The 16,357-nt window shown below is 66.3% G+C and carries 17 protein-coding genes; 5 read left to right on the top strand and 12 right to left on the bottom strand.

Features of this window, described 5'->3' with window-relative positions; genetic code table 11:
* Window positions 1-352: 352 nt before the first annotated feature.
* Window positions 353-676, bottom strand: coding sequence for a ParB family protein (locus LEL84_RS00745; RefSeq protein WP_226513071.1), 324 nt, complete (start codon window positions 674-676; stop codon window positions 353-355).
* 187 nt (window positions 677-863) lie between these two features.
* On the opposite strand from LEL84_RS00745, the gene LEL84_RS00740 reads away from it, so the two are divergent.
* From LEL84_RS00740 to LEL84_RS00730, 3 genes are all read left to right on the top strand, one after another.
* Complete coding sequence (locus tag LEL84_RS00740) at window positions 864-1,022, top strand: hypothetical protein (protein ID WP_226513070.1); 159 nt, start codon at window positions 864-866, stop codon at window positions 1,020-1,022.
* Between the two features lie 730 nt (window positions 1,023-1,752).
* Window positions 1,753-2,442, top strand: a complete 690-nt coding sequence (locus LEL84_RS00735) for a hypothetical protein (RefSeq protein WP_226513069.1) — start codon at window positions 1,753-1,755, stop codon at window positions 2,440-2,442.
* 2 nt (window positions 2,443-2,444) lie between these two features.
* Window positions 2,445-4,397 (top strand): relaxase/mobilization nuclease domain-containing protein, encoded by a 1,953-nt coding sequence (locus tag LEL84_RS00730; protein WP_226513068.1) that lies wholly within the window; start codon window positions 2,445-2,447, stop codon window positions 4,395-4,397.
* A gap of 260 nt (window positions 4,398-4,657) precedes the next feature.
* On the opposite strand, the gene LEL84_RS00725 is transcribed toward LEL84_RS00730, so the two are convergent.
* The 11 genes from LEL84_RS00725 to merA all read right to left on the bottom strand — a co-directional run bounded on the left by LEL84_RS00725 (window position 4,658) and on the right by merA (window position 14,498).
* Window positions 4,658-5,662 carry a hypothetical protein gene (locus LEL84_RS00725; RefSeq protein ID WP_226513067.1) on the bottom strand — a complete coding sequence of 335 codons (1,005 nt, stop codon included), beginning with the start codon at window positions 5,660-5,662 and terminating at the stop codon, window positions 4,658-4,660.
* Window positions 5,662-6,195, bottom strand: a complete 534-nt coding sequence (locus tag LEL84_RS00720; protein WP_226513066.1) for a DUF6932 family protein — start codon at window positions 6,193-6,195, stop codon at window positions 5,662-5,664. Before LEL84_RS00720 ends, LEL84_RS00725 begins: the two co-directional genes overlap by 1 nt.
* Window positions 6,196-6,227: 32 nt before the next feature.
* Complete coding sequence (locus LEL84_RS00715) at window positions 6,228-6,860, bottom strand: hypothetical protein (RefSeq protein WP_226513065.1); 633 nt, start codon at window positions 6,858-6,860, stop codon at window positions 6,228-6,230.
* Window positions 6,857-7,444 (bottom strand): recombinase family protein, encoded by a 588-nt coding sequence (locus LEL84_RS00710; RefSeq protein ID WP_226513064.1) that lies wholly within the window; start codon window positions 7,442-7,444, stop codon window positions 6,857-6,859. Before LEL84_RS00710 ends, LEL84_RS00715 begins: the two co-directional genes overlap by 4 nt.
* Window positions 7,445-7,673: 229 nt before the next feature.
* Entirely contained in the window at window positions 7,674-8,276 is a 603-nt protein-coding gene (locus LEL84_RS00705; RefSeq protein WP_048695616.1) for a cadmium resistance transporter, read from the bottom strand.
* A complete protein-coding gene (cmtR, locus tag LEL84_RS00700; protein WP_006590980.1) occupies window positions 8,273-8,632 on the bottom strand; it encodes a Cd(II)/Pb(II)-sensing metalloregulatory transcriptional regulator CmtR in 360 nt (119 codons plus the stop codon). The genes LEL84_RS00705 and cmtR overlap by 4 nt, the downstream gene beginning before the upstream one ends.
* A 469-nt stretch (window positions 8,633-9,101) precedes the next feature.
* Window positions 9,102-9,380: a hypothetical protein gene (locus LEL84_RS00695; RefSeq protein WP_226513063.1), complete on the bottom strand. Its 279-nt coding sequence runs from the start codon at window positions 9,378-9,380 to the stop codon at window positions 9,102-9,104.
* Between the two features lie 701 nt (window positions 9,381-10,081).
* Window positions 10,082-10,891 (bottom strand): AAA family ATPase, encoded by an 810-nt coding sequence (locus tag LEL84_RS00690; protein ID WP_094364516.1) that lies wholly within the window; start codon window positions 10,889-10,891, stop codon window positions 10,082-10,084.
* Window positions 10,892-10,893: 2 nt separating this feature from the next.
* Window positions 10,894-12,273, bottom strand: a complete 1,380-nt coding sequence (locus tag LEL84_RS00685; RefSeq protein ID WP_094364517.1) for a Mu transposase C-terminal domain-containing protein — start codon at window positions 12,271-12,273, stop codon at window positions 10,894-10,896.
* 1 nt (window position 12,274) lies between these two features.
* Window positions 12,275-12,877: a recombinase family protein gene (locus tag LEL84_RS00680; RefSeq protein WP_094364518.1), complete on the bottom strand. Its 603-nt coding sequence runs from the start codon at window positions 12,875-12,877 to the stop codon at window positions 12,275-12,277.
* Window positions 12,878-13,097: 220 nt separating this feature from the next.
* The gene (gene merA / locus LEL84_RS00675) at window positions 13,098-14,498 is read right to left on the bottom strand and encodes a mercury(II) reductase (RefSeq protein WP_017838447.1); all 1,401 of its coding nucleotides are present in this window, start codon (window positions 14,496-14,498) and stop codon (window positions 13,098-13,100) included.
* 105 nt (window positions 14,499-14,603) lie between these two features.
* On the opposite strand from merA, the gene LEL84_RS00670 reads away from it, so the two are divergent.
* Window positions 14,604-14,993 carry a heavy metal-responsive transcriptional regulator gene (locus LEL84_RS00670; protein ID WP_007928756.1) on the top strand — a complete coding sequence of 130 codons (390 nt, stop codon included), beginning with the start codon at window positions 14,604-14,606 and terminating at the stop codon, window positions 14,991-14,993.
* 188 nt (window positions 14,994-15,181) lie between these two features.
* Window positions 15,182-16,336: a hypothetical protein gene (locus LEL84_RS00665; protein WP_226513062.1), complete on the top strand. Its 1,155-nt coding sequence runs from the start codon at window positions 15,182-15,184 to the stop codon at window positions 16,334-16,336.
* The last annotated feature ends 21 nt before the right edge of the window (window positions 16,337-16,357 follow it).

Genomic DNA, 16,357 nt, shown 5'->3' with positions numbered 1-16,357 from the left:
CCGCCGACCCAACCCACAACCCACCGAGCACTCGCCCGGCACAGCGACGACGAGGTGTCCAGTCGCGAGGGCGCGAGAAGCACCGCGGGAAGCGGGCGCGAGGCCAGACCAACCGCGCGCGAATTCAGGCGCTCATCGGTCAGCAGTTCGACGAACTTGGGACGGTGCCCGCGCACCGAGATCATGGCGGAGACAGGTCTTTCGCGGGCGACAGAGAGCCACGATCTGGCGTCACTCCGCGACGCCGGCATACTTCCGGAATAGAGGGGCTCACACCCGGTCGGCTAGCGGAACGAGCGAGTCCGTGGCTTCGCTAAGCTAAGAAGAGCCTACGCTGGCATCAATGTCATGGTCAGTCGGCCAGCGGTCGGCCAGGCGATAGTGGTGTGTCGACGCCGCCGAACGGGTCGCCTCCGTTGTGTCGCTGCTCTCGCCGGGCGACCTCGTCCGCAATCGCCTTCTCTACGAAATGGGACCAGGTGCGGTCGTCCTCAGCTGAACGTGTGGCGTGATAGGCGAGGCGTGCCTTCGTGTAGACCTCCGGTGAGATATAGATCGTGACGGCCTTGTTGGTTTGCTTCTTCTCGGAAGGCTCCGTCGCCGGGCGCCTGACGGTCAGCTTCTGGTCGGTGGAAAGCCAGTGCAGTCCTTTGATGTTGCGCTGAGGTTCATTCATGATGCGCCCTCCTGCAATGCAGCAGTTTTGGATAAAGCTACTGATTCGACCAGATCGTCGGCAGCAGACGTCGCGGAGCGGAGTGCGAACACCTTGCCGGCGTTGTCTCCGCGAGAAAACTGTAGAGCTGGTGCGCGTCAGCGGGACGGAGGACACTGAAACCGGAGGCATTCAAGGAGGGCCAAGGATGACCAACACCGACGAAAACCTCGTGCAGCGCAGGCCACGCCCTCGAGTCGCCGCTGCCGCGGCCCGCGCCGCCATCGAGATCCGCGAGTATGACGGCCGCGATGTCCCGGACTGGCTCCGCGAAGTCGCAACGCGCGGTGCCTCCGCGGAGGCTTAACGGGAATAGTGCGGTCAGGTAAGTGTCAGTACTACCGTCCCTAACGTGCACCTGCACTCGTCCCGCGCGATTCTGTGCGCGCGAGAGCCGGTAGCACTGGCTCCAAGGGGCGTCACTGCGGTCTATCGACTGATAGCGCCGCTAACACCCTCACTCAAGGGACGTCAGTGCTGTCCCTCAAGTGTCCGACAAGCGCCGGTTGAGTTCTGCCGACCACGACGCCACCCGCTCAGACGAGTCCAAGACTCGGCGCTTCGCTTCGGCCTGGTCGTCGCGGTCCTCGCACGCGTCCTTCTCGGTCTCCGGGTGCCCGCTCACCACCACAGAATATCGCCGGCCCCACCCGACCACAGCGAGGCAGCCCGTGCTGGTTGTCGGCGGTGCGCACCTGACCCCCACAAAGGCGAGTCGGGTACGGCGCCAGCGGCAGAGCATTCGTTTCCGTCCGTCAGGGCGGGGTACATCGGCCCCACCCGAGACGGCGCTGGCGGCCGGGTCGGCCGCCGATCAGGGCTCCGCCCGCTCCTGGCCGGGTAGCCCCCGTACGCAGCACTCGGGGCGGCCTTGGGGTCCAGGGGCGCGCAGCGGCCCCTGGCGGGCCCACGCGACCCCGAGCGAAGCGAGGGCGGCATACAGGAGGCGCGAAGCGCCGACTGTATGACGGCGTGGATGCTCGCCGAGTGCGTCATCGTCTGGCGCACAGCGCCTGACGATGACGTAGTGTAGCCCCATGACGGCGGTGGACAGCGCGCAGAGATCGAGGCCGCAGGCCCTCGATCTCGGAGAACTGGCTACCGCCGTCACCGCGGAGGTGACCGGCCCCCGGGGCCGGGCGCCGGAGCTGTCCGCGGTGACGGAGTCACTGCGGCAGCGAGCCGCGGGCGAGCCGTACTCGTCGATCGCGGCAGCGGTCGGTGTGACCGAGAAGCGGGCGGCGAGCTGGTGCCGCACGGCGGCACGCCTCGACAAGCGCTTCGACGCGAGGGAGGCGAAGGTCCGCAAGAGCACGGGCGCAAGCCGCACGATGCTCTCGGCGCGGATCGAGGACGACGTGATCGGCCTCGTCCACAAGCGGGCGCATGCCGAGGGCCGCTCGGTCACCTCAGTGGTCGAGAGCGCATTGCAGAGCTATGTCGGCCGCAAGGTCGCCGGCCTGGAGACCGCTGTGCGGCGGGAGCTCCGCAAGAACCTGCGGGGCGAGCTGCGGGATCTGGCCGCGGCGATCGGCGCGGCCAGATCCGAGCTGACCAAGCAGGGCGTCAATCTCAACCAGCTGGCGCTTTTCTGCAACAGGTACCGGGAGCTGCCGGGCAGCATCACCGACGAGCTGGAGCGCACCCGCCAGGCGCTCGACGAGAACCGCGCCGCGATCGAGGCGCTGCACGCGAGCGTGCTCGCGCGGTTCGAGACCGAGGACTGAGCATGGTCTCCACCGTGATCTCGGCCACCAAGAATGCCTACGGCCTGGACCTCTACCTGAGCCCGGCGACGGCGGCGCACGACCAGTCCAACCCTGGCGGGCCGAGCGTGCGCGTGGCGCACTGCTCGACCATCGGCGACTGCACGCCCGAGACCTTTCTCGAGGACGTCGGCCGAGTCCGCGAAGACTTCGCCAAGACGAGCCTCGAGCTGGAGACCTACCATGTGATCCTCAGCCACTCCCACGAGGAGCTTGACCCGGACAGCGAGTTCGAAGTGTGGCTGGCTCACGATTTCGCCCGTGAGCAGATGGCGCGGGCCTTCCCGGGCCGGCAGATCAAGATCGTGACACAGGCCGACAACGGGCGGTGGGAGGCGGCCGGGACCGCCGAGAAGATCTGGGTCAAGGGCAAGGTGCATTCGCACTGCCAGATCGCGAATGTAGCCGAGGAAGCGGTCGAGCTGACGTGGCGCGATGCCGACGGCAACAGCTCGACCGTGCACTACCCCGCCGGTCGCGCGTTCTCTTCCGCGATGAAGAACATTCACCGCGTGCGGGCGGTGACCGACGAGGTCGTGCTGCAGCGCTTCCAGTACGACAACCAGGCTTTTATGCAGTCGTGCCGAGAGCACGCGCGGACCGCAGGCATGGGCACCGGCGATCGCAAGACCTTGGCTCGGCAGGCCGAGGGAAAATTGTCTCACTACGACGAACTGCGAATGCGGCTGCGGATTGCTCGTGCCCAGGCGACCGACTGGGACGACTACACCGCACGCTTGGCCGCCGATGGCGTGGAGGTCAAGCGCCGCGGCGGCCATGGCGACGGGGTCTCCTACAAGTGGCTCGACACGCCGCCGGCCCGCGCGGGCGGCCGCTCGGGGGTGGGTGACGATTACAAGTACGCCGCGGTGGTCGAGCAGTGCGAGCGCAACGCACAGTCATTGAGGCGCGGCGAAGAGCTGGCGATCCCGGCGCGGTCGTTGGTGGTGCCGACCAGCTCGCTCGCCCAGGACCGGCCACGACCGGTCTACCTCACCGAGGACGGCAAGCCGCCGTGGCAGCAGGGCGATGACTCCTACGCCGCGCACGTCCGCCAGACCGGCGGCACCTACGAAGGCAGGGCCGCGCAGGCCGTGGCCACCGGCGAAGCCGGTGAGGGTGTGACGCTGACCCGCGACACAGACGACCGGGTCACCGCCGCGGTCGACGCCGGCGCCGGGCCCCTCGTCGTCGACGTCGACCCTGCCCTGCTATCTCGTGTACACGAGGTGGAGTCCCGCGAGGCCGCTGTCACCCGAGCCGAAGCCCGCGCCGCTGAGACGATCCAGTCGGCAAAGGATGAGGCGACGACGATCCGTCGTCAGGCCCGCGCAGACGAGGCCGCACGAGTCCGTACTGAGTGGGCTGCGATGCGCCCTCAGGTGATCGCCGAAGCCGAGGCCGCCGGACGGCAGCACGGCCAGGCGGCCTGGGAGCGCGACGAGAGGCCCGCCCTCGTCACTGCCGCTCGCGTCGAAGGCTTCAAGCGAGGTCACGCCGAGGGGCGTCAGGAGGTCACCGACGAGCTGGAGGCGGCGCGCAAGGATCGTCGAGCGGCCGCCGAGCAGCTGCGCGAGGTCTCCGGCCTGACGCCCGAGGAGGCCGCCGAGCGCGTGCTCGACGAACACACAGTGAAAGCGCGGGTCGCGCTGACGCGGTACCGGGTCCCGAAGGTCGCCTACGACGCGGACGGCACACCGCATCGAGTGACCGGTGCCGACGGGAAACCTGCGGTCACCAATGCGTGGGAGCAGATGAAAACCGATGTCGCGCACGGCCCGGGCCGTACCGATGACGTCACCGTCGGCCAGGCGCGTCGGGCCGGACGCCAGGACCGGCAGAATCTCGCCGACCGTGCCGAGCGGCAGAAAGCGCGATCGCGAGAAAAGCGTAAAGACAAGGGGTTCGGGCTGTGACGTACACGCCGAGCACGAAAGACGAGCGGACCGCCCGGGCCGCGGTCCACCGTCAGAACTCTCGTCCTCGTGACCATCGTCGGAGTCGTCGCCATCTTGATTCAGACCGCAGATCAACGGCGATAGGGGCCAGTCACCGCGTAGGGTTGTCACGCGCTGCCGCTGGGCGTCCGGAACGGCATTCACCCAAACGTCTACCGAGACTTCTATTAAGCAGTGTCGACTGGTCGATTCTGTGGTGCCAGATGCAGCCACATGCGTCAGCGGTCCCCTCCGCGCGCCGTGTCAGGCTGCTTTCCCTCTGGGGTCAAATCACCTTCTTCAGTGATATCGACGAGCACTCGCTTGATCCGGGTGTCGTCGTCATCGGCAGAGGTCTCGGCGATGACGGCCGTGACGCGATGTTCGATGAGTGCGATCGACCTTGCCCGCAGATCCTTCGGAACGGTGCCGCTGATGCGTGTTCCGTCGTCGAGGTCGAGGTCGAAGACCGACCTCACGCTGCTGGCGGTCCGCCACTTTCCGCTGTAGGTCGCGTTGATGGTCGACAACTCGCGCTGTCTGATGAACGTCCGCAGCGCCGATGCCTGCGCTGGCGAGAACGAGAACCAGTCGGTGGTAGTCCGGGATCGGAAGTCGATAGTGAAGTCTCCATCGACGCACCGCGCCGACAGTTTGGCGATTTTGCCCCAGGCGACGGGTCCGATCGCGTCGGCGCGCGCGGCGAACGCCTCGTGATCGTGCATGTCGGCCGATCCGCGCAGGACCGCGAGCACGCGGGAAAGTGCTGTCGCGGTGGATGTCTGGAGTTCGTCGAGTTCGCCCATCATGGTCTGATCAGGCGTCTCGGCGGGGCGCTCGCCGTCCTCGTGCGTTGTGGGGTCCGGGCACACGAGGTCGATCTGGATCGAGCCGATCAGCACCGGTCGCATCAGCATGCCCAGCTTCTCGCGGGCCGCGTCGTTCACCGAGGGGAAGGGCTTGGGCAGCGAGTCGTTGGCCACCGCGATGACAGCGTCGTTGAACTCGTACGAGGCGCGCAGAATCTGGTGGGCCGGCGCGGTGTGTCCGACGACCTCGCCCTCGTGGAAGCGGGCGATGACTCCCTCACGGTTGCGTAGGCGAGACTCCCGGACGAGATCGTGCAGGGCCGCCGCGGAGTCCGCGTTGGCGGCGGTCATCCAGTCGTCGCTGCCACGTCCGCCTCTGGAGATGGCTGCGAGCTGTTCTTCCATCGCGAACAGGTCATGGTCGGTGATGCCCATCAGAACCTCACCTCCACGAATCCTTTGCGCTCCACCTCGCCGGTCGCGCGAGAGCGTTGCCACCAATCGTCCCAGTAACCGCGCGTGCGGAGATACTCGGCGCAGGTCGGGTGGTTGTCAGGGACCTTGACCACTGCGTAACCGTCTACCAGAAGGGTACGACCAACGTGTGGGTGCGGCAGGGTCTTCCATCGGTCCTTGGGATTGAGCCAGTCGTCGAAGTCCTCGATTGGGGCACTGGCCGGTCCGTCGACGATGGTGGTTATGTCGATGTCGCCGGGGTCGATCTTGTCCGAGGTGAAGCTGCCGTCGATCCAGTAGCTGATGATCGCGAGGCCGCAACGGACCTGCTGTTCGCGATAGGTCAGGAAGTCGTCGAGTATCAGCTGACGACGCGCTCGATCGATGGTGCGCGCGTGCACAAAGCGATCGGCGAAGTCGCCTAGGGAGCAGGGATGGCGGCCGGGAGGCAGGACACGATAGCCGTCGGCACCGTCGATGAAGTCGGGAAGTCCGGGCCCGGTAGTTGCCACCTGACATTCATATCAGCGTCAATGCCCTCGGTTTAGGTCTCCCTCGCGGGCGTGCCGACCGGGCTACCAGGCCTCGGGTTCTGAGTCGTTGACGATGGCAGGTTCGGCTGGTCGGTGGCCCACTCCGACGGGACCAGCGCATTCTCCAGCAGTGCGTAGCGGCGGAGGTTAACGCAGTGTTCTCGCAGACTCTCGAAGGCGCCGGAGTCCTTGAGCTCGCCACCCCGCACCGCGGTTTCGCGCCACCTGAGAACGGTTTCCATGATCGCGCCGACGTGCCATCTAAGGGATTGAGCTCGCGCCTTTGGTAGTACTCCCCGGACGAGTTGGGCTGCCGTTTGCCACCAGTCGGGGCCGCGTCGCTGGCACGCGACTTCCACGGCGGTGCCGGCGGCCTCAATCGCGTACACAAGCACGAAGTAGTCGTCGATCTGTAAGGCTGACAGATTGCCGCGCCGCGCGGGCACCTCGTTCGCGTAGACCTGCGCAGGGTCTTCTCCGTCATTGATCCGATATAGCCGTCCACGGGCGCCGTTCGTCCGGTCGCTCGTAAGCTCGCGATGGGCGCCAATCAGCTGGAGCGCCGCGTCCCGCCGCCGACCCGCCAATCCGACAACCAGGATGGTGAGCAGGCCGATGAGGAAGCCCAGGAGCGGACCAATCACGAGACGACCACCCGAACTTGCTTCGCCCGCTCCACGGCTCGGTGCACGGTGGCTCGACTGATCCCGAAGTCCGCGGCCAGCTCGGTGATGGAGTACTCGCCGGACGCGTGCAGCTCGACCAGACGCTTCTCCTGGTTCGGCGGCAGCTTGGGCTTCTTGCCCTTGAGCCGGCCCCGAGCCTTGGCCACGGCCATGCCCTCCTTGGTGCGCTGACGGATGAGGTCGGCCTCGAACTCCGCGAACGTGGCCATGATGTTGAACATCATCTTGCCCATCGCGTCGCCCGGGTCGTAGGCGCTGCGTCCGATCTGGAGCACGGCGCCATTGGCGACGAGCTGGTCGGCGATGTCCTTCGCGTCACGGATCGAGCGGGCCAGCCGGTCGAGCTTTGTGACGACGAACTCCGCGCCGGGGTGGCTCGCGGCAGCCAGCGCCTGTGCTAGGCCGGGCCGCTGACGATTGGTCCCGGTGAAACCGGGGTCGGAGTAGATGTTCTTCTCGTCGACGCCGAGGGAAACCAGCTCATTGATCTGCGCGGTGAGGTCCTGGCGGTCGGTGCTGACGCGCGCATACCCGATCTTCATTGCCTCAAGTGTACGTTGGAGGTACCTTAACCGCGACGCTTTCCGTACAGGCCTTACGAACGCCCGTCGGGATTGGTGGTGTGGCTTCGTTCGCTTGGTGGCGGGGTTTTTGCAGCGCTCCGTGGCGGTCTTGTTGCCGCGATCACGCAGGACTGGCTGCAGGTAGGTGTCGCGGTCTGAACCGAGAGGGGTGCGCCCGGTCGGGGCCGTTTGGATCGCTGCCGCTACGTCAGAGTCCGAAGGCTCCGCCGCTGACGAGGATCACGATGCCGAGGCCGATGAGAACGATGGGGAAGAGGATGTGCTCCCAGCGTTCGAGCACTTCGGCGATCGGGGGGCGGGTGGCGACGAACTTTGCCAGGGCCACCAGGACCGCGACGAGCGCGAGGAAGATGATGCAGTAGGCGACTACTGCGAGAGGTTCCACGCTGAGGAAGACAGGGGTGTAGACGCCGATGTTGTCGCCGCCGTTGGCAAGGGTGACGCCTGCGACTGTCCACACGCCGACCTTCTTGCCGGCAACCTTGACCTCGTCGTCATCGTCGTCATCGTCTCCGCGCCAGGCCTGCCATGCGGCCCAGAGGCCGAGGCCCAGAGGGATGAGACCGAAGTACGGGATGGCTGCCGAGGGCAGGAATGCTCCGGCACCGATAGTCACCAGGACCGCGGCACCGAGGATGCCGGCGAATCCGAGGTACTGGCCGGCCAGAATGCGGGCGGTAGTGCCGCGCTGGCCTGCCCCTCGCGCGAAGAAGAGGGAGAGCACGATGATGTCGTCGATGTTGGTCGCTGCGAACAGGCCCATCGCCTGCAAGACCGAGGTGAGGATCATGCGCCCTCCCCAGCTGCGTCGCATCCGGGAAGCGAGCAGGCGGGATCGATGCACGGGGCGTCTTCGTCCACTGCCAGGGTGGCATCGACCAGTGCCGTCAGCGCCTGCGCCAGGTGCGAATCGGCGATCTCATATCGTGTCCGACGACCCTCGGGCTCGGAGACGACGATCCCGCAATCGCGCAGGCATGCCAGGTGGTTGGACACGTTCGGGCGTGTCAGGTCCAGATCTCGGGCCAGTTCCGCCGGGTAAGCGGGATGGTCGAGCAGGGTCAAGATGATCCGGGATCGAGTGGGGTCGGCCAGTGCACGACCCAGGCGGTTCATCACGTCGAGACGCGAAGCAATAGTCAGCATGGACTGAACTATACAGCGCGCACTGAACACTCGGTCACAGGCGTCAGCCCAGATCGCATGCCCGTAAGGGGAACCCTCACCGGACACCACCGCTACTTATCGAGAGGAACGTGTGGGTTTGAGTGCTTTGCGGCGGTTTTCTGTGATCGCTTGGGGGCCATATGTACGGTCCCTCAGGGCCATCCGTCACCAGACTCGCAATGCGTGTCAATACCTCTTTGAGGAGCAGAGTGAGTACCTCGTCGGACAAGCCAGGACGGTATGCGAGTCCATACGAGTAGCCGCCCGGTTTTGCTTCGGCAACGATGTACGCCACCGAACCTTCTGACGGCCCCTCTGTGACGATCCGGGGGGACTCCTCGACTCGAAAGCCGGCCTCGGCGAGCGGAACCAGCGCCTCAGGTATCTCGGTCATAGGCAGGGAACCTACCGACTGTCAGCTGAGGAACCCCCGCGCAGCGGAGACTTGTTAGTAGGGCAGGTGCTCCCATGTCACACTGTGAGCAGTGGCTCCCTTCTGCATGTCTTCGAAGAAGGAGTAGCCCTGGTCGACGTCTGAGAAATCGCGCTCGTGGAACTCGCCGTCGTACGTCTTCCAGGTGACCCGGTAGGTCACGGGCACCCCATCGACGGTCCATCTGGACCCGTCCCACTGCTTCCCGCCACGGCCCGTCTCGTCGGTGTCGCCGCTCTCCACGTGATCGTGATCGCCGCCGAAGGTACTGGTCAGCCTGTCGAAGAAGCCCATTGCTCGATGGTCTCAGGACCCGCACTCCGTATGGAGCGAAGTCCCGCCTCGTGGTGTGCGTAGACGATCGCTTCTCGCATTGCGAAAGCCGACAACGGTGCCGGCGAGGTTGACTGCTGTGGGAGCACCGCCCGATCGTAGAACCGTGCCCGACCAAAGGGACCCAACCTGCCCGTCGGCCGCGGCATTGAATGTTGACGATCGTTACCTGGCTTGCCGACGCTGGTTGTGTGCACGGACCTCGCGAGCGGCGGAGATTGTCCCGCTGATGAGGCCCAAGCCCCCTAGTAGAGGGCCGATGATCATCCAGATGCGGGTCCAGGGAGTCCCGTTCGTAGCGCGCCAGACGAAGTAGGCCAGGAGTAGTCCCCACAGGACGACGACGCCGGTCACTATCGAGCGGGCGTGCCGTGCCATCCACCGCTCGGTCGCGGTGGGACCGGAAGGGACAGGCCGATCGCTCATGTTTGCGAGGGTATGCGGCCGCCTCGGCGGAGCGGGACAGCAGGGTCGGTCTTTAGTGACCGGGATGTCGGGTGGTGTTCCGCCGGGACCGGCTTGTGAGAGTCATCGCGCAATGTGCGACAACGATCGGCAAACGCGACACCGGACCACCCCGACCGCTCAGCGCACAGCCTCAGGACGCGGTGTCGTGTGGGTTTGAGTGCTTTGCGGCGGTTTTCTGTGATCGCTTGGGGGCGTTAGTTTCCGATCACGAGGATGCTGGCGGCGGATTCTATGACGTCGTCGGTGATGGTCTCGAGTTGGTTGATCTTGAGCACTCGGGCGATCTGAGGGAAGAGGCGTTCGAGGAGGCGGAAGTTGCCCCGGGTGATGCGTTCGATCGCGGCGATCGCTTGAGCGTCGGTGAAGTCGTCTGGGTCAAGAGTGCGGCCGAGGCGTTTCCAATGGCGATCGAGGACGAAGAGCAGTTCCTCGCGTCCTAGTGCCCGGTATCGGTGTGAAAATCCGAGGCGGCTGTAGAGCTGAGGGTAGTGGCGAAACCGCTGGTCAATGCCAGGCATGCCGATGAGGATGATCGCCAGGTCGTAGCGGTCGTGTTCATCACGGAGGAGTTCGAGTGCGGTCGGGGCCAGTCGTTCGGCTTCATCGATGATGAGCAGCTCGACCCACTTGTTGGTATGACCTGAGCGGGCGCCGGTGACTTTGCCGATGTTGCGCTGGTGTTCGTCGATGCAGATGCCGAGCTTTGTCTGCAGGTGCGCGATCTCGTGCATGAGGATTTTGGGCCTGGGGAGCACCTCGGGGGTGTAGAACACGGTCCGGCACCGGTTCGCAGTTGCATAAAGCTTGGCGTCGTCTTCGGTGCGCGGCCCCCATTCGGTGATGAACGGTTCCACGGTGTCCCAGTGGGCGTATCGGCGTGCCGATTGGGTCTTGCCGATGCCGGCGTCGCCGTGACAGATGCCGATGGTGCGTTCCTTGCGTACCGCGGTGGCGAATTCGGTGAACCGGCGATGTTCCTTGGTGATGATGAAGTCCTTGGCCATCCTTAGTCCTCTTCGTAGGTGCGCAGCTTGGTTGGCCGCGCTCCGGGGGCGGCGGTGCGCGGTTCGGCCCGATCGGCGATACGCGGGATGCGGTCGTTGATGTCTTTGCGCAGTTGGCGCCGGCGGGCTCGGCGTGCGGTCTCGACTTCTTGCAGGCTTACCCGTTGGTTCGGGTGCGCCTCATCGATGGCCACGCAGAGGAAGGTGTCGCGGTCGTATACGCGAACCTCGGAGATGTCACGCGGGTCGTAGCGGATCGTCACCGGGCGGCCAACGAACGGTGCCAGAGTTGGCGCGAGGTAGCGCCGGCCTTGGAAGTGGATGCCGTCACGCTGCACGGTGCGGTGCTTGGGCACCGTCAGCAGCAGTCCGTCGAGTTCATCGAGGGATTCGGGCATGCGTGGCAACCACCCGTCACCGATCCACGCCTTCTTCGGGCTCGTCCCGATCTCCCGGTGGGTCCGCTCGTTGTAGGTGGCGATGAAACCGGCGATCGCCTGATCGAGCGCAGGTAGATCCAGTGATGGAGGTGTCTTGGCCCCTGGTGCCAGATGTCCGGGCAGGGTGGCCAGGAGCTCGGTGTTGACTGTGCCGAAGAACCGCTCGATCTTGCCTCGGCCTTGCGGGCGACCGACGGTGGAGAAGATGAGGCGGATTTTCAGTGAGACCGCGGTGTACTCGAGGTGGCGGCTGGTGAAGTCGCTGCCGTGATCGATATAGAGGACGTCGGGTAGTCCGCACATCGCCCAGGCCGGTTCGGTCTTGCGCCAGATCGCCTGTCGTAGCACCAGCGCGGTGTTCATCGCCGATGGCGCCCCGGTGAAGACCATGTACCCGCAGACCGCGCGGGAGTAGTCGTCCATCACCACCGTCAGCCAAGGCCGGTCGGGGGTGCCGCTGGCGCCGGTGATGAGGATGTCGAGTTCGGTGTGATCGGCTTGCCACGTCACATTCGGCCGTTCGGCGCGATGGCGGAACACCAGTTCATAGCGGTCCCGATATGCTGCCGGCCCCTCCAGAGCAAGCGTCACCAGGGCCGGGTCCAAAGCGTGGACGATGGCGCGGACCGTGGCATAGCTCGGGGCCGCCAAACCCAAGCGACCCGCTTCGGCCGTGGTGAGCCGGTGCAATGCAGCGGTGCTCGGGCGTGGGCGGGTCAGCGCGAGGTGCTCGAGAAACGTGACCAGTTCCGCCGGAGTGCGTCGAGATCCCGTGTCGCGTCGTGGCCGCGGCTCCAACGCCGCGATGCCGCCGGTCTTGTAAAGCTGGTGCCAGCGTTGCAGTGTCCGCAGCCCGGTGCCGGTGTCACGGGCCAGGGTCGTCAGCGAGATGCCGTCCTCGACGTGAAGCCGGAGGATTCGCCACCGCTGCGGCCCGTCCATGTCACACCTGCTGGGAGACCATGTCGCGGTCGCGGGCAGCCTGTTGGTGCCGGTACAGCGTGGCGCGAGACCATCCGACCAATCGGGCGGCTTCCTCGGCGGTGCGACCCTTGGCGCGGGCGTCCCGAGCGATGTCGAGTTTCTCCGCAATCACCGCCGGGTCAACAGGCGGCCGACCGAACCGGGTACCGCTCTGCTTCGCCGCAGCGATGCCGGCATTGACTCGCTCGGTGATCAGCTCGCGCTCGTACTCGGCCAGCGTGGCCAGCATGCCCAGCATTAACCGGCCGGAAGTGGTCTCCGGGTCGATGCCGTCCGAAAGCGACTTGATCTTTACGCCCTTGTCGCGCATCAGGTTCACGGTGTTGAGGACATCGATCAAGGATCGGCCGAGCCGGTCGATGCGCCACACCACGACCGTGTCGCCGGACTCGGCATAGTCCAACAGGCGCTTCATCCCCGGGCGTTCGATCGCGGTCCGGCTACCCGAGGTCACATCCGCGAACACATCCCGCTTCTGCACCCCGGAATCCACGAGTGCATCCAACTGCAACTGCGCGTCCTGACTCGCAGTGCTCACGCGGGTGTACCCCAAGAGCCTCATGACATGATTATGACTCACAAACCCCTACCGAGCACCACCCTGCGACAGTTCACGGTGAGACGACTTCGCGAGAGGCAGAAGGTGCCCATCGGCCCATGAAGCGGTCTCGGCGTCCGGTCCCCGCCTGGTGTCTCATAAGACTGTAGGTTTTTAAGGCACATTCACGGCGCCAGGCGGGCCGCCGCGGGAGCCCTCGTCCACCCCGCTGGGGCCGCGGGTTTCAGGCGCAGCATGACGTCGGCATCTGGTTTCGGAAGAGGCCGGCCACGATGCGCAGGCTTTCGCTCATGGTCAGGTACGGCGCCCAGGTGTCGGCCAGATCGTCGACGGTCATGCCGCTTTTGATGGCGTAGGTGGCCGCCAGCATGATCTCCCCGGCCCCGTCCGCCAGAGCGTGCACGCCCAGAACCTTGCCGCTCACGGCGTCGGCGACGAGCTTCACCGCCCCGCGGGTGTCGTGCTGAACGAGCGCCCGGGGGACATCGGACAGGTCCAGGACGCGGCAGTCGCACGCGTGCCCTCGGGTGAGGGCCTCGTCCTCGGTCAACCCCGCCGAGGCCAGCTGGGGCCGGGTGAACACGACCGCAGGAAAGCCGGCGTAGTCGACCCGAGCTGCCGGCGGGTACCTGTCCTCGGTCAGGGCGTTGAGCGCGGCGGCCCGACCGCCGGCGGCGGCGGCGTAGACGTACTGGGGAGCCCCCGAGACGTCACCGGCGGCCCAGACGCGCGGGTTGGAGGTGCGCTGGGTCTGGTCGACCACGACGAAGCCGCGCTCGTCCACGTCCACACCGGCAGCGGCCAGGTTCAGGCCGTCGGTGCGGGGCAGGCGTCCGGTGGCCACCAGGACCTGCGCGCCGCGCACCTGTTCGCCCGAGTCCGTGGTCACCACCACCTCTCCTGCGGGGCCTGGTTCGCGGGCCACAGTGGTCGCGCGCTCTTCGACCACGGTGATGCCGTCGTCGGTGAAGACTTCCCGAAGTCTCTGGGCCAGCTCCGGCTCGGCGTGCGGCGCCAGACGCCCGACCACAGAGACCCGGGTGCCGAGGTGAGCGAACAGCTGGGCCTGCTCCATCCCGACGTACCCGCCACCGATAACGACCAGGGACTCAGGCAGCTCGGTCAGCTGCATCGCGGTGGTGGACGTCAGCCGGTCCACAGAGTCGAGACCGACCACCTCCGGGATGGCGGGGGTGGCACCGGTGGCGACCAGATAGGCCCGGGCCCGCAGCGCCTGGCCGTCGACGGCCAGGGTGTCCCCGTCCAGGAAGCTGGCCTGGCCTGGGCGGACCTGGAAGCCGTAGGCAGCGGCCACATCGGCGTACTTCGCATCACGCAGGCGCTCGATGAGTGCGTCCTTCTGGGCCACCAGATCGCCGAGGTTCACCGGTGCGGCTGACGTTGGGGCACCTTTGAAGGGATTGGTGAGAGCGGCGTGCCGGGCCCCGGCGGCCGCCAGGAGCGTCTTGGACGGCACGCAGCCGATGTTCACGCACGTCCCGCCCAGAACACCGCGCTCAACCAGCACGACGCTCTTACCGGCCTGGCTGGCCGCGATGGCGGCGGACATCGCCGCGCCTCCTGAGCCGATCACGGCCAGATCGACGTCGTAGTCCACACCCATTTGCCCACCTTCCTTCGCGTGACCCCTCTTCAGCGTCCATAGTGGACGTTCCAGCGCAGGGGAAGGTCAAGGCGAACATGGACGAGAGCCGAGAAAGGGGCCACTGTGCGCATCGGTGAGTTGGCCGTGGCCAGCGGCACCACAACCAAGACGCTGCGCTTCTACGAAGAAGCCGGCCTACTACCTGCGCCTGAGCGCACCGCCAACGGATACCGCGACTACACCCCTGCGGCCCTGGCGCGCCTGGACTTCGTTCGCCGCGGCCGCACCGCTGGGCTCACCCTGGCCCAGATTCGCGAGATCCTCGACATCCGCGACGCCGGAGTCGCACCCTGCCAGCACGTGCACGCCCTGCTCGAAGCCCACCTGGGCGACCTGGACCGCCAAATCGCCGACCTGCAAGCACTGCGACACACCGTCGCGCACCTTCACCACAGTGCCACCACCAGCGACCCCACCAAATGCGACACCACGACCGTCTGCCGCTATCTGTGACCAGACCGGTGCTCGCGTGTATCGCCATGAGCAGATGCCGCCACAGAGCGTCGACAGAACCCCGCCATATAACGGCGAAAGCCACAATTGGTGGACCGCGGGGTGCGAGGCGTTCGTTCACCGACCGGCTTGCGAACACCGCCCAGTGGCACACGGGGCGCACGATGCCAAGCCATAGAATTTCGTCGGTGACCACGAACCTCGCCTGGCTCCCCGACCACCACCTTCCCGTTGCTGCGACGCTCGCGCACGCCGACGACCTCATCGGGCAGGTCGGTGAACTGCTGTTCGCGTGCCAGTCCGAGTCCGACGGCCTGTTCGAGCTGCGCGAGGAGTCCGACGGAGTCGTCAATAGGGCCGTCGTGGCGTCGCTGACGCCGATCCCGAGGAAGCTGCCAATGCTGGTGGCCGACGCGCTGGTGGCTCTGCGCGGTGCCCTGGAGCACACCTTGTTCGCCGAGATCGTGCACCGCGACGGCGTGTTGGGCGAACGCGTGGCCAAGCTCGTGGAGATGCCAGCCAGATCCACTCGCGCAGACTTCGACGAGTGGAAGGAGAGGCGGGACCGCAAGGGGCCGCCGTCACTGTCGGCCAATGGCGACCTGATGTGCTCGATCGAGTCGCTGCAGCCGTTCCAGCGGGTGAAGTCGCCCGCCGACCACCCGCTGGCGCGGCTGGCGTCGTACACCAACCACGCCAAGCACCGCACGCCCGCGGTCGCCGCGGTCATGCTGCCCGTGGTCTACCGAGAGGACCAGTTGCCGAAGTCGTTCGCCGACCTGCCGCAGCGCGACGAGCGGCCGCTGCAGATCGGCGAGGTGGTCTTCGAGTCGCCGGTCGGCGATATCGTGCCACTGACGCTGCACCCAACGGTCGGACTCAACCGGCCGGGCACCGATCTGTGGCCAGTCCTGATGCACGAGCTGCGCGACATCGCCGAATGGGTGCGCATGCAGGCGGTCCCGCGCCTGATCACCGGCGGCGACCCACCCACCGACGCGCTGCCAGCGAGCTTCGACATATCGGTGGGCCACGACGACGAGCGCCGCGCTATCGCAGAGGGCTCGCACACCACGGGGTTCGATCGCCAGTTGACCCACCTGACAGCGGCGAAGACAGCGCGCCCGGGCCTCATTGAGATCGTCGGAATGACCCCCGGGGCACCGAGTCTGGATCTGGTCCGACGCTGGGCCAATCATCTGACGGACGAGCAGGCCGTCGAGAAGGCCGAGCGGCTGGAGGCGTTCAGGAACATTACGACGGCCGCGGACCAGGCGCGCGCAATGGGCGTGGTGGACGGACTGCTGAGAGAGGCCCAGGAGTTCGTCGATGAGGAAGCGTAGAAGAGAAAGGACCCCGGCACC

Source organism: Gordonia sp. WA4-43, from assembly GCF_020520305.1.
GTDB lineage: Bacteria > Actinomycetota > Actinomycetes > Mycobacteriales > Mycobacteriaceae > Gordonia > Gordonia hongkongensis.
Note: the sequence above shows the minus strand (reverse complement) of the source record. Positions and strands in the feature narration are given on the sequence as shown.

Coding starts and splice junctions, on each gene's coding strand:
- LEL84_RS00745 (WP_226513071.1), bottom strand. CDS start 676: ATGAATGAACCTCAGCGCAACATCAAAGGACTGCACTGGCTTTCCACC.
- LEL84_RS00740 (WP_226513070.1), top strand. CDS start 864: ATGACCAACACCGACGAAAACCTCGTGCAGCGCAGGCCACGCCCTCGA.
- LEL84_RS00735 (WP_226513069.1), top strand. CDS start 1,753: ATGACGGCGGTGGACAGCGCGCAGAGATCGAGGCCGCAGGCCCTCGAT.
- LEL84_RS00730 (WP_226513068.1), top strand. CDS start 2,445: ATGGTCTCCACCGTGATCTCGGCCACCAAGAATGCCTACGGCCTGGAC.
- LEL84_RS00725 (WP_226513067.1), bottom strand. CDS start 5,662: ATGGGCATCACCGACCATGACCTGTTCGCGATGGAAGAACAGCTCGCA.
- LEL84_RS00710 (WP_226513064.1), bottom strand. CDS start 7,444: ATGAAGATCGGGTATGCGCGCGTCAGCACCGACCGCCAGGACCTCACC.
- LEL84_RS00705 (WP_048695616.1), bottom strand. CDS start 8,276: ATGATCCTCACCTCGGTCTTGCAGGCGATGGGCCTGTTCGCAGCGACC.
- cmtR (WP_006590980.1), bottom strand. CDS start 8,632: ATGCTGACTATTGCTTCGCGTCTCGACGTGATGAACCGCCTGGGTCGT.
- LEL84_RS00695 (WP_226513063.1), bottom strand. CDS start 9,380: ATGGGCTTCTTCGACAGGCTGACCAGTACCTTCGGCGGCGATCACGAT.
- LEL84_RS00690 (WP_094364516.1), bottom strand. CDS start 10,891: ATGGCCAAGGACTTCATCATCACCAAGGAACATCGCCGGTTCACCGAA.
- LEL84_RS00685 (WP_094364517.1), bottom strand. CDS start 12,273: ATGGACGGGCCGCAGCGGTGGCGAATCCTCCGGCTTCACGTCGAGGAC.
- LEL84_RS00680 (WP_094364518.1), bottom strand. CDS start 12,877: ATGAGGCTCTTGGGGTACACCCGCGTGAGCACTGCGAGTCAGGACGCG.
- merA (WP_017838447.1), bottom strand. CDS start 14,498: ATGGGTGTGGACTACGACGTCGATCTGGCCGTGATCGGCTCAGGAGGC.